At 67.3% G+C, this 12,244-nt stretch carries 12 protein-coding genes; 8 read left to right on the top strand and 4 right to left on the bottom strand.

Features of this window, described 5'->3' with window-relative positions; genetic code table 11:
- The first annotated feature begins 64 nt into the window (after positions 1–64).
- The 3 genes from FHG09_RS00990 to FHG09_RS01000 are packed head-to-tail and all read left to right on the top strand — an operon-like array spanning position 65 to position 2,750.
- Positions 65–955 (top strand): metal ABC transporter substrate-binding protein, encoded by an 891-nt coding sequence (locus tag FHG09_RS00990; protein WP_152346243.1) that lies wholly within the window; start codon positions 65–67, stop codon positions 953–955.
- Entirely contained in the window at positions 952–1,809 is an 858-nt protein-coding gene (locus FHG09_RS00995; protein ID WP_152345835.1) for a metal ABC transporter ATP-binding protein, read from the top strand. Before FHG09_RS00990 ends, FHG09_RS00995 begins: the two co-directional genes overlap by 4 nt.
- Positions 1,806–2,750 (top strand): metal ABC transporter permease, encoded by a 945-nt coding sequence (locus tag FHG09_RS01000; RefSeq protein WP_152345836.1) that lies wholly within the window; start codon positions 1,806–1,808, stop codon positions 2,748–2,750. The genes FHG09_RS00995 and FHG09_RS01000 overlap by 4 nt, the downstream gene beginning before the upstream one ends.
- On the opposite strand, the gene FHG09_RS01005 is transcribed toward FHG09_RS01000, so the two are convergent.
- Complete coding sequence (locus tag FHG09_RS01005; RefSeq protein WP_152345837.1) at positions 2,719–4,005, bottom strand: Nramp family divalent metal transporter; 1,287 nt, start codon at positions 4,003–4,005, stop codon at positions 2,719–2,721. The two genes, FHG09_RS01000 and FHG09_RS01005, sit on opposite strands and share 32 nt — an antisense overlap.
- Positions 4,006–4,206: 201 nt before the next feature.
- Between FHG09_RS01005 and FHG09_RS01010 the strand changes: the two genes are divergently transcribed.
- The 5 genes from FHG09_RS01010 to FHG09_RS01030 all read left to right on the top strand — a co-directional run bounded on the left by FHG09_RS01010 (position 4,207) and on the right by FHG09_RS01030 (position 8,746).
- Positions 4,207–4,908, top strand: a complete 702-nt coding sequence (locus FHG09_RS01010) for a TetR/AcrR family transcriptional regulator (RefSeq protein ID WP_152345838.1) — start codon at positions 4,207–4,209, stop codon at positions 4,906–4,908.
- Positions 4,905–5,264: a DoxX family protein gene (locus FHG09_RS01015; RefSeq protein WP_152345839.1), complete on the top strand. Its 360-nt coding sequence runs from the start codon at positions 4,905–4,907 to the stop codon at positions 5,262–5,264. Before FHG09_RS01010 ends, FHG09_RS01015 begins: the two co-directional genes overlap by 4 nt.
- A gap of 212 nt (positions 5,265–5,476) precedes the next feature.
- Positions 5,477–6,292 (top strand): class I SAM-dependent methyltransferase, encoded by an 816-nt coding sequence (locus FHG09_RS01020; RefSeq protein WP_152345840.1) that lies wholly within the window; start codon positions 5,477–5,479, stop codon positions 6,290–6,292.
- 164 nt (positions 6,293–6,456) lie between these two features.
- Positions 6,457–6,972 carry a hypothetical protein gene (locus FHG09_RS01025; RefSeq protein WP_152345841.1) on the top strand — a complete coding sequence of 172 codons (516 nt, stop codon included), beginning with the start codon at positions 6,457–6,459 and terminating at the stop codon, positions 6,970–6,972.
- Positions 6,973–7,273: 301 nt separating this feature from the next.
- On the top strand, positions 7,274–8,746 hold the full coding sequence (locus FHG09_RS01030) for a uracil-xanthine permease family protein (protein WP_152345842.1): 1,473 nt from the start codon (positions 7,274–7,276) through the stop codon (positions 8,744–8,746).
- Positions 8,747–8,786: 40 nt separating this feature from the next.
- On the opposite strand, the gene FHG09_RS01035 is transcribed toward FHG09_RS01030, so the two are convergent.
- From FHG09_RS01035 to FHG09_RS01045, 3 genes are read right to left on the bottom strand one after another with little or no spacing between them, the layout of a single operon-like run.
- Positions 8,787–9,977: a LacI family DNA-binding transcriptional regulator gene (locus tag FHG09_RS01035; protein ID WP_152345843.1), complete on the bottom strand. Its 1,191-nt coding sequence runs from the start codon at positions 9,975–9,977 to the stop codon at positions 8,787–8,789.
- A gap of 33 nt (positions 9,978–10,010) precedes the next feature.
- On the bottom strand, positions 10,011–10,721 hold the full coding sequence (locus tag FHG09_RS01040; RefSeq protein ID WP_152345844.1) for a sulfite exporter TauE/SafE family protein: 711 nt from the start codon (positions 10,719–10,721) through the stop codon (positions 10,011–10,013).
- A complete protein-coding gene (locus tag FHG09_RS01045; protein ID WP_152345845.1) occupies positions 10,721–12,229 on the bottom strand; it encodes an amidohydrolase family protein in 1,509 nt (502 codons plus the stop codon). The genes FHG09_RS01040 and FHG09_RS01045 overlap by 1 nt, the downstream gene beginning before the upstream one ends.
- Positions 12,230–12,244: the final 15 nt, after the last annotated feature.

Here is a 12,244-nt window from a genome sequence, read left to right on the forward strand (position 1 = left end):
CGCCCCCGGCGACGTTCCCGCAGAGCAGTGTGATCGCCGCGCCCACCGCGCAGCCGCTGCAGCCCTGGCCACGGCCCTGCCCCTCGGGCTGGCCGCCTGCGGCGGCACCGCGACCGCCGAGGACGCCGGCGACAGACCGGTCGTGCTCACGACGTTCACGGTGCTCGCCGACATCGCAGACAATGTCGCGGGCGAGCACCTCGAAGTCGAGTCGATCACGAAGGCCGGAGCCGAGATCCACGGCTACGAACCCACCCCCGGCGACATCCGCAAGGCCGCGAAGGCCGACCTCGTGCTCGACAACGGACTCAACCTCGAACAGTGGTTCTCCCAGTTCGTCGACGAGATCGACGTCCCCCACGCCGTCGTCAGCGAGGGTGTCGACGAACTCTCGATCACCGAGGATGCCTACGCCGGCAAACCCAACCCGCACGCCTGGATGAGCCCGCTCAACGTCCAGATCTACGCCGAGAACATGGCCCGCGCCTTCGCCGACCTCGACCCGGACCACGCCGAGGACTTCACCGCCAATGCGAAGGACTACAGCCAGCAGCTGCAGACGGTCCAGGACGACCTCGTCGACGACCTCTCCACGCTGCCGAAGTCCCAGCGTGCGCTGGTCACCTGTGAAGGAGCGTTCTCCTACCTCGCACGCGATGCCGGATTGAGCGAGAAGTACATCTGGCCCGTCAATGCCGAATCGCAGGCGACACCGGGCCAGATCACCTCGGCGATCGACTTCGTCGAAGACAACGAGGTGCCAGCGGTGTTCTGCGAATCCACGGTCTCCCAAGCGCCGATGGATCGAGTCGTCGAGGCCACGGAGGCCGAATTCGGCGGCACACTCTACGTCGATTCGCTGTCCGAGGCCGACGGTCCGGTGCCCACCTACCTCGACCTCATCCGCCACGACGCATCGGTCATCTCCGAGGCGCTGACCGGGAGCGAATCGTGAGTTCCGCAGCCACCGCTTCCGCGACCGGGCCCGTCGGGCCAGCCGGCGAGGCACCACCGGCGATCACCGTCGACGAGGTGACCGTGCACTATGGGGACACGCTCGCTCTCGATCGCGCCTCCCTGACTCTGGGGAGCGGACGCATCTGCGGACTGATCGGGATGAACGGCTCGGGCAAGTCGACTCTGTTCAAAACGATCATGGGCATCGTCGACCCCGACTCCGGGCGAGTGAGCATCGACGGCGGCCCGACTCGGCAGGCCCGACGGGCCGGCGCCCTCGGCTATGTCCCCCAGAGCGAGGACGTCGACTGGGACTTCCCGCTGTCGGTGCGAGATGTGGTGACGATGGGCCGCTATGGGCGGATGGGCCCGCTGCGGCTGAGCCGGAGAGCCGACCGCGAGGCCGTCGACAGTGCGCTGGCCCGCGTCGAACTCACCGAGTACGCCGACCGGCAGATCGGTCAGCTCTCGGGCGGGCAGAAGAAGCGGGCCTTCGTCGCCCGCGGACTCGCGCAGGGGGCGACGATCCTGCTCCTCGACGAGCCCTTCGCCGGCGTCGACAAACGCAGCGAGGCGACGATCACCGGCCTGCTGAAGGAACTCGCCGAGGCGGGGGCGACGGTGCTCGTGTCCACTCACGACCTCAATGCGCTGCCCGCACTCGCCGACGAGGCGATCCTCCTGATGCGCCGGGTCCTACTCCACGGCTCCCCCGCCGAGGTGCTCCGTCCGGAGAATCTCGCGCTGGCCTTCGGCCTCGATCCGGCCCCGCCCGGGGCGAGCGAGGCTCCCCGGGAAGAGGTACGTCCCCGCACAGACCACGATGACCGAATCGAGATCGAGACGCCATGACCCTCATCGAATTCCTGCTCGAGCCCTTCGGCTTCGACTTCATGCTCCGTGCCTTGGCAACGACTCTCACCGCCTCGGTCGTATGCGCCGTCCTCTCCTGTTGGCTGGTGCTCATCGGCTGGTCGCTCATGGGCGATGCCGTCTCCCATGCGGTGCTGCCCGGAGTCGTCCTCGCCTATGTCATCGGCGCGCCGTTCGCCCTCGGCGCCGTGGTCTTCGGCTTCCTCGCGGTCGGACTCATCGGAGCCGTCCGCGACACCAGCCGGATCAAGGAGGATGCGGCGATCGGCATCGTCTTCACCTCGCTCTTCGCCCTCGGTCTCGTCCTCATCTCGGTCACCCCATCGCACGTCGACCTCAATCACATCATCTTCGGCAACCTCCTCGGCGTCTCGAGGTCCGAGCTGTTCCAGGTGGCGATCCTCGGGGTGATCACCCTGCTCGTGCTCGTGGCCAAGAACCGCGACTTCACGCTCTATGCCTTCGACCCGACTCATGCGCATGCGCTGGGGATCAATCCGCGCCTGCTCGGTGCCGCCCTGCTCGGACTGCTCGCGCTGACCTCCGTGGTCGCATTGCAGGCGGTCGGGGTCGTGCTCGTCGTGGCGATGCTCATCGTGCCCGGCTCATGCGCCTATCTGCTCACCGACAGGTTCCAGCGGATGCTGCTCATCGCCCCGGCAATCTCCATTCTGTGCGCGGTGATCGGCCTCTACTCGAGCTACTACCTCGACACCGCATCCGGAGGGATGGTGGTGCTCTCGCAGGGCGCGGTCTTCGCACTCGTCTACCTCTTCGCCCCTCGGCACGGGCTCATCGGCCGCCGCGCGGCAGCGATGCGGCGACGGCGCGCGAATGCACAGGTCCGACCGACGTCGACCGAAGCCGGCCGCCCCACCTCGGCGAAGGTCAGTCGACGTCGAGAACGAGCAGGACGATGAGGACGACGTTGAGGACGATGATGAGCGCCGAGGCGGCCGCCGCGATGAGCGTGATCCATCGTGCGTTCGCGAATTCGCCCATCACCCGGCGGCTGCTCGTGAGCCTGACCAGGGGGATCATCGCAAACGGGATGCCGAGGCTGAGCACGACCTGACTGAGCACGAGCGCCCAGGTCGGGTCGACGCCGAGGCCCAAGACGATGAGCGCGGGGATCATCGTGACCGCGCGCTGCCACACGATCGAAATGTTCACGCGCAGCAGGCCCTGCATGATCGACGCACCCGCATAGGACCCGACGGCACTCGACGCCAGCCCCGAGGCGAGGAGTCCGATGCCGAAGAAGAGGCCGACGATCTCGCCGAGGTTGGCCGTGACGACCGCGTGCGCACCTTCGATGGTGTCGGTGCCGGTCTGGCCGCGCAGGGAGGCGGCGGCCAGGAGCAGCATGGCGATGTTCACGGATCCGGCGACGACGAGGGAGAGCACGACGTCCCAGCGGCTTGCACGCAGCAGCTGTCCGGTCGAGGCGGTCGCATTGTCGCGGTGACGGTCGACCGAGAGCGCCGAGTGGAGGTAGATCGCGTGGGGCATGACAGTGGCGCCGAGCATGCTCGCGGCCAGGACCACGGAGTTCGTGCCTTCGAGGCGGGGCACGATTCCACCTGCGGCTTGCCCCCAATTCACATCCCCGACGAACAGGCCTGCTAGAAAGCCGATGGCGATGATGACCAGGAATCCGATGATGACGAACTCGAAGGGACGCTGACCGCGGGTGGATTGGATCGAGAGCAGGAACAGCGACACCACTCCGACGATGACCCCGCCCAGCAGGAGCGGCAGGTCGAAGAGGATCTTCAGGGCGATCGCACCGCCGATGACTTCGGCGAGGTCGGTGGCGATGGCGACGACCTCGGCCTGTCCCCAGTACGCGAGGCGGGTTCGCCTGCGGAGGCGATCACCTAGGAGGCTCGGCAGAGACTGCCCGGAGACCAGCCCGAGCTTCGAGGACAGGTATTGGACGAGAACGGCGATGAGATTCGCAGCCACGAGCACCCAGACGAGGAGGTATCCGTACTCCGCGCCGGCGGTGAGATTGGCCGCGACGTTTCCCGGATCGACATACGCGATGGCAGCGACGAAGGCCGGGCCGAGGAGGACGGCGGTGGAGCCCTTCTTCCGGCCGTGCTTCTTCCGGCTGTGCTTCTTCCGCCCGCGCCCGCCGGCGTGTACAGCGACAGAGGGATCGACGTTCATGAAGTTAAGGTACATTGACTTTGCCGATTCGGGCAACACGGCGGGCGCGGCGGGCGAGCGCGGCTGGCACAACCGGCGAGTGCGGCGGGCGAAGCCGGCGGGCACGGGCTGCGCGGCATGGAACCGGGCCGGCTGCACTGCGTTGAACGGATGAGGCTGCGCGGTATGGAAACTGAACACGGAAGGACCTAGGCTTCGAGCATGGTTGGTGAACGCGTTCAATTCCGCTCCGAGAAGTGGCGGCAGACGGAGGCCCGGATCATCCGCGCCGCTGCCGATCTGTTCCTCGAGCACGGATTCAGGGCCACGACCGTGCGCGCCGTCGCCAGGGCCGCCGAGGTGTCCGTCGGCCGGGTGATGTCGGTCGGCGACAAGGACGCGATCCTCGTCGCCTGCTTCGACAGGTGGATCGGCCAGCTCCAGGACGGGACATATTCGCCGCCGCCTCGGCGGGCGAGCCTGTCGAAGCGGGGAGCCGGAACCGCGCCGCGAGCATCCGCGGGGACCGGAGTGACAGCGAATGCCATCTATGCGGCCGCGCCCGGGCCTCCCAGGGCCACCTCGGCGGTGCAGCGTCATCTGCTCGAGCTCTTTCTGCCGTTCCTCGAATTCTTCGCCGCGCATGAGGACCTGTCGCGGGACTATGCAGCGGCGATGATGCGGGTCAAGGCTGAGCCCGAGGTGTTCAACGCTCTCGCGCTGGATCTGCAGGGCCGCCTCAGCGAGTCCTTGATCTCGATCGGAATCGACGACGGCCATGCGCGCGCCAGCGCTTCGGCACTCTACGACTCCTACCTGGGGATTCTCTTCCGCTGGGCCGCGACGACGATGACGCTGTCCGAGGCGAGTGACGCGCTGCTCGCCACGATCGCCTTCCACACGCGTGCACGGGGGCCGCTGTGACTCTGCTGCCCGACCCGGTCTGGCCGGCCGTCGTCCTTGCCGTCATCGCCTTCGGGGACTGTCTGCTCACCTTCCGTCCGCCGCGGGCGATCGTCGACTGCCTCGACGGGGTCGGATTTCCGCGCGACTGGTGGTGGGTGCTCGCGGTCGTGAAATTCCTCGCTGCGGCGGGGCTGGTGGCCGGGATCTGGGTTCCCGGTCTCGGCGTGGCAGCCGCGGTGGGCCTCGTCGTCTATTTCCTCTGTGCCGCTGCCGCGCACCTGCGCGCCCGATATGTCGGGCGGGATTTCTGGCTCAACTGTCTGGGGATGCTCATCGTCTGCCTGGCGGTCCTCGTCTTCAGCTTCCTCGGATAGGGGCCGGCCCCGGAGCCGGCGCCTAGGTCTCAGTACGGAGCCGGCGCCTAAGTCTCAGTACGGAGAATTCTTCTCCCACATCCTGCACGTCGGCCGCGTTTTGCCCTAGAGTCGAAGTACGGCACCGGCGCCGCCGAGGTGCTGAGCCGACCGGCAGCATCGCTGAACTGCCCGGCAGTGCGGCCGGGCCACCCCGGCAGAGGAGTGTAGACATGCCCGAATATGCCGACAGCAGTCGCACCCGCGACGAGACTCCCCACGAACGCCATGAGCGGTGGGCCTGGATCCATGAGACTGCGTCGATGACGGGGTGGGATTTCTCCCCGCTGTCCGGCCGCCTCATCGCCGATGATCCGCCTTGGGACTTCGATCAGATCTGCCTCGACGCGATGGCCGAGTCGAGCAGCTGCCTCGATATGGGCACGGGAGGCGGCGAGCGCCTCAGCGAACTCATCGATCGCCTCAACGAGGCCCGGCCTCCCGGCGAATCTTCACCGACGATCTCCGCGACCGAGGGGTGGGAGCCGAACGTTCCCTTGGCCACCTCGATGCTGGAGGACTACGGCGTCGAGGTCACCCGCTACGACAGCGATCATCACCCGGAGATGCCGTGGGGCGACGGGGAGTTCGACCTCGTGATGAACCGCCACGAGAGCTATGACCTCGCCGAGGTGGCCCGCGTGCTCTCCCCGGGCGGGCTGTTCCTCACCCAGCAGGTCGACGGCACGGAGGCGCAGGAGTTCCGCGACCTCTTCGGCGGCGGGGTGGGCGATCTGCATCAGCAGCTCGAACCCTGCATCAGCGATGCCGAGAGTCAGGGCCTGTCGATCGAGGCGGCTCGCAAATGGCAGGGGACGATGCGCTTCACCGACGTCGAGGCGGTCATCGAGTACCTCGCCTATATTCCGTGGGACGTGCCCGGGTTCACCGTCAGGTCCAATCTCGACGTCCTCAGACGCCTGGCCGAGTCGAGTGAGCCGATCTCGGTCACGCAGAAGAGGTTCCTCATCGTCGCCCGCAAGCCCTGAACCCCGAACATAGGTCACAAACGGATGTTTCCCGCTCGAAAGCATCCGTTGGTGACCTATGTTTGCGGCGACTGGTCGGGCAGTGACCGGAGGGAGGTTTTCCCGACCCCAAACTTGGGATAGCAGGATGGGACGCCGATGGTCCGCGTCGATAGCGTCGAAGCATGACTTCGACGGACTTCTCGTACCCCCAGCCCACCGATGATGAGCTCGCGGCACAGCAGCCCCGGGTCCCCACCCCTCCCACCCAGCCGATCTATGCCTCTCCGCACCCCGACGACCTGGACCATACGCACGATGCTGGCGCGACGGCTCGAATAGATGGTGACGCCTCGGCGAAGTCGCCGACGCTGGGCAAGGCGGCGTTGACCCTCTCGATCGTCGCCATGGTTCTCAGCCTGGCCGCCTCGGTGATTCTGGGAGCCACCGTCGGGCCCTCCGAGGCGGCGTCCGGCTACTACTTCACCGACACGCCGGACTGGTATCAGACCCTGGCGACCGTGCTCGTCGGGGTCCAGGGCCTGTGCACCTGCGTGGGCATCACGGGCATCGTGCTCGGCATCGTCTCCACGGTCACCGGGCGGGGCCGGACACCCGGCATCATCGCCATCGCAGTTGCAGCGATCGCCCCGTTCGTCTCCTTCGGCACCTTCGTCGCGCTCAGCTTCATCTTCGCCTGACACCGCTCTCGCCCCGTCACTGCAGCCTGAGTCTGAGCACGGCAGAGTTTCGAGAGCACTCGGGTCGCCCGCAGACCCTGAACCCCAAATTCCGGTCGCAAACGGACACTTATGAGCCGCCCCGAAAGTATCCGCTTGCGACCTATGTTTGAGGCGGCTGGCGACCTGGCGGCGTCCACGCGCCTGCCGTCCGAATTCCGAACCACTCATTGACACCGCCTCTCGCGCGATGCACGATTGAACAAATCGATTTGGCCGTTGGATTTCAGGCCGATCACGATGTGCCTCGAGGAGCAGTGCCATGCCCGCAACACCCGATCCGGACAAATCCGACAGCACCGCCGGCAACGACGCCGACACCGCCGTCGAGGCAGACAGAATCCCTTCCGCGGGCACCGACGCATCCGGCACGGCCGTCCACCCCGTCGATCAGCTGCGTCCGATCCGCAATCTCATCCCGTTCGCCATTCAGCACGTGCTGGTCATGGTGGCGACCCCGATCTCGTCGGTGTTCCTCATCGCCACCGCGCTGGGGCTGGATGCGCGGACCACCTCGGCGGTGCTGTCGGCGGTCTTCGTCCTCTCCGGTCTCGGGTCGATCCTGCAGTCGGTGGGCGTGTGGAAGATCGGAGTGCGGCTGCCGTTCGTGATGCTCCCGGGCGGGGCCGCAACGATCCTGTTCATCACGATCGCGCAGGGCACCGACGTCGAGACCGCGGTCGGCGCGGTCCTGCTCACGGGTGTCTTCTACATCCTCGCGGTGACGCTGTTCGTCAAGGTGCTCAAGTTCTTCCCGCCGCTGGTCATCGGGATCATGGTCATCGTCATCGGCATCAACCTCGTCCAGGTCACCGGCAAACTCATGGTCGGCGAGCCTGATTCGCCGGACTTCGGCGACCCGCAGAACCTGCTCCTCGGCCTCATCACAATCGTCATCACCGTGCTGTGCTTCCGGTTCTTCCGTGGGATGCTCGGCAAGCTCTCTGTGGCGGTCGGACTCGTCGGCGGCACCATCGTCGGCGCGCTTATGGGTGCCACCGACTTCTCCGGCCAGACCGACGGCCCGCTGTTCGCCGTCCCGACACTCTTCCCGTTCGGCTCGCCGAAGTTCGACCTCATCGCCGCGATCCCCATGCTGCTGTGGGCGCTCGCATCGATGGCTGAGGCGACCGGACAGACGATCATCAACGGAGAGATCGTCGGCAAGAAGGTCGAACCCCACCGCGCGGTGCCCCGCCTCATCCGCTCAGACGGCATCATCACCATCCTCGGCGGCCTCTTCGGCACCCCGGCGATGGTCACCAGCGGCGAGAACGTCGGAATCGTGCGTGCTTCCGGTGTGCGCAGCCGGTACGTGACCGCAATCGCCGGAATCCTCCTCATCCTCATCGGGCTCAGCCCCGTCGCACGCATCCTCAACGGTGTGCCCTCGGCCGTCGTCGGCGGCACCGCCGTGGTCGTCTTCGCGATCATCGCCGTTCTCGGCATCCAGATGCTCGCGAAGATCGATTTCAATCAGACGGGCAACCTCATCACGGCCACCGTCGGCCTGGCCGCAGGACTCATGCCGGTGCTCATTCCCGGCATGTACTCACAGCTGCCGCAGAGCGCATCGTCCCTGTTGGGAAGCGGTGTTGCCATGGCTGCGTTCGTCTCCGTGCTGCTCAACCTGCTGTTCCACCACACCGGCAAGCGCAATCGGCACCCGAAGGCCAGGACTCCGATCGCCGATCCGAGCAAACTCGACCAGAGACCCGGTGACTACCGGATCTGAGGTTCGGCCAGGAACCGAATTCCCAGCCCGAGTATCCAGCTCAGTCCCTGCGCCCGTCCGGCGATACGCCGGCCGTCGATTCCCTGACGACAAGGGCAGGACCAGATGAACCCGCCGCGGCGGCCGACCCGGAATCGTCCGCCGCGCCGGGCTCCGCGTCGTCACCGACAAGGGCCGCTCCCGCATTCGACGCGTGATCTCCATCGAGAACGGTCACCAGCATCTCGACCGCCGCACTCGAGATCGCCTCGAGCCCGAGGTCGACGGCGGTCAGCGGCGGATTGCTCGTCCGGGCGCGCAGACCGTCGTAGCGGGTGGCGACGAGCAGATCGTCACCGACCGTCCGGCCGGAGTCCAGGGCGGCCCTCACCGCGCCGGAGGCGAAGGTGTCGATGGGGGCGAGCACCGCGTCGATGTCCGGGTGCTCGGCCAACAGCTTCTTCGTGGCGGCGAAGGCTCCGTCTTCTCCGGAGGTCTCATCCGCCTCGGCGATCAGCGGTGTGAAACCGCGGGCTGCAACGGTCTCTGCGTAGACTTCGCGGGCGGCTGTCTGGGCACCGCGCAGGCCGCGGCTGACCAACAGCGCCGGCTGTGCGGCGCCCTGCTCGATGAGGTGGTCGAGCAGCAGTCCGGCTGTCGCCCGGTGGTGCAGGTCGATGCTCCACTTGCTGCCGGACCCTGCCTCGGCATCTCCGGCCTGCTCGGGTGGCCGCCCGCCACCCGCGCTCGGACCGACTCCCGCCCCTGGCCCGCCACCCCCGCTCGGTCCGTCGATCGTGACGTAGGGGATGCCACGGTCACGCAGCGCCTCGGCGAGGGGGTCGTCGACGGTCGGCTCCAGGAGGATCGCCCCATCGATGTCGAGCAGGTCGACGGGATTGGTCTCTTCATTCGGCGGAGCGAGGACGAACACATAGCCCTCGAGCAGCGCGGTTCGCGCACACCCCATGGCCAGTTCGGTGAAGAAGCCGAGCTGGGAAGGCCCCGCGGATACGGCTGCCGGCATCGACGACAGGAGGGCCAGGGTCTGCGACTTACCCGACCGGAGGCTCTGGGCTCGGACGCTGGGTCGATAGTTCAGCCGGTCGGCGACCTCTTTGACCTTGGCACGGGTGGCGGCGTTGACCTTCCCCTGACCGCTGAGCGCATGCGAGACCGTCGTCCGCGAGACACCGGCCTCACGCGCCACATCGGCGATCGTGACGCGGTGCGCGCGTGGGAAGTCAGACATGGAATCAGCCTACTTCACGCCTGGCAACCGTCCTCACGCCTGGACGATGACGATGATGCCGGAGACGATGGCGAAGCCGAGCACGATATAGCGCAGCACCGGCCCGTCGAGGCGGTGGTGGACGTAGCGGGAGAGGAACGATCCGACGGCGAGGAACGGCAGCATCCATGCCGTCGTGATCATCGTCTCCGTCGACACCTGCCCGCTGAAGGCCAGCACGATGAGCGAGATGACCTCACCGACGAGGAAACACACCGCCACCGTCGACCGCAGCTCCGGCCCCGGGCGGTGCTGATAGGCCAGCGCATAGGGCGGCCCGCCGATGCCCGTCGAAGTCTCGGTGACTCCGGTGACGAGCCCGACCGTCGCGAGCACCGGCTTGTTCGGCGTGAACTTCGGCGCCAGCAGCGCGACGACCGCGGCGATGAGCGTCGACCAGCCGATGAGCAGCGCGAGCTGGTGGAGATTGACGATGACGAGGATCCACAGACCGGCGAATGTGCCCGCAAAACGCCCGACACTGATCCATTTCACCCCGGTCCAGTCGATATGCTCCCGCTCCCGCGCGGCGATGTAGAGGTTGAGCGGGATCATGAGCACGAGCAGCATCACCGGGATGAGACTCGGGTCGATGAACGTCACGACCGGGGCGAGGATCATCGCGAACCCCATCCCCGTCGATCCCTGCACGAACGCGGAGATGAGGACGACCGCGGCGATGATCGCGAACGCGAGCATCGACATCAGAAGTCATCCCTCGCCGAGGCGGCCCCACCGTGCGGTTCCGACGTCGGCTCGTGCTCGGCCATCCATTTCGCTCTGTGCTCGGTCGCGCTCGGGTCGATGCGCGTGATCGGTGAGTTCTCTACGACGCGGCGGGAGACGTCTTTCGCCCGCTCGAGGAATGCCCTGCCGTCCCAGTCGACCGGCCAACCGTGTTCGAGGCGCAGCTTGCCGTCGACGATGACCGCTTCGATCTGGTCGCGATTGGCCAGGCGCACGAGTTCCCACGGCACATCCCACGAGGGTATGAACTCCGGGGTGTCGATGTTGAGAACGAGCAGGTCGGCACGGGCGCCGGGCGAGATCTCTCCGATCTGCCCGCCCAGTCCCACGGCGTCGGCACCGCCGCGCAGGCCCTGTTCGAGCCAGGTCCAACCGCCGCCGGCGGAGGAGTCGATGACGTCCATTCCGCCGGTGAGGCGCTGGGCGGTCTCGGCGGCGTCGAGGAGGCGGAAGGCATCCGAACGGGTGCCGTCGGTGCCGAGGCCGATGCGCATACCGAGCTCGTGCATGAGCAGAGCCGGCGCCACTGCGTTGCCCTTCCACGAACTCGCGACCGGGTTGTAGGCGATCGCGCCGCCGGAGTCGCGCAGCAGTCGGATCTCGCGCGGGGTGAGCAGCGTGGCATGGGCCGCCAGCAGTTCGGGGCCCAGAGCCCCGAGGCGGGCCAAGCGTTCGAGCGGGCGTTCACCGCTGGAGATGAGGGAGCGCTCGACGGCGACGATGTGTTCGTTGAGGTGGGTCTGGAAGGGCACCTCCGCGCCTCGGGCCATCTGCGTGATCTCCACGAGCGCCTCGTCGGAGGCGACCTCGGGGATGGACACAGCCAGGGAGGGGTGGACGAGGGAGGCGTCGTCCCACCTGTTCAGGTGACTGTCGGCGGCACCGACCACCTCGGCGACGGTCGAGGTGCGCACTCCCCCGCCGAGGTCGTTGCAGATGACGCCGAGCACGCAGCGCAGGCCGACGCCCGCTGTGACGTCGGAGATCGCGGAGACGTCGACGCTCGAGCGGGTGCCGGCGTCGGCGACGGTGGTGAAGCCGCCGCGCAGGGACTCCCAGGCGGCCAGCCGGGTGGCGACGTCGATGGCTTCGGCGTCCATGTTCGACTCCATCGGCACCCATACGCGCTGGAAGATCTCGGAGGGCTCGCCGAAGACGAGGGACTTGCCGAAGGTCTGGGTCAGGTGGTGGTGGGCGTCGATGAAGCCGGGCATGAGCAGGCGTCCGGGCAGGTCGATGCGAACAGGTTCGGTGGCTGCCCGGTCGGCCTTGGGATTCGGATCGGCGGCGTCGGCATCGATGAGCAGCGATTCGGCCTGGGCGGCCACCTCGGCGAGGGGACCGACGGCAAGGATCCGACCGTCGTCGACGAGCACCGCATGGCCGGTCTGCGCGCCTTCGGGCAGGAGGACCTTCTCCGGGACGAGCAGGGTCGGGGATTCGTGGAGGCCGCGCAGCTGAGTCATGGGGTCCTTTGCGCT

Source organism: Brevibacterium sp. CFH 10365, assembly GCF_009299785.1.
Taxonomy (GTDB): domain Bacteria; phylum Actinomycetota; class Actinomycetes; order Actinomycetales; family Brevibacteriaceae; genus Brevibacterium; species Brevibacterium limosum.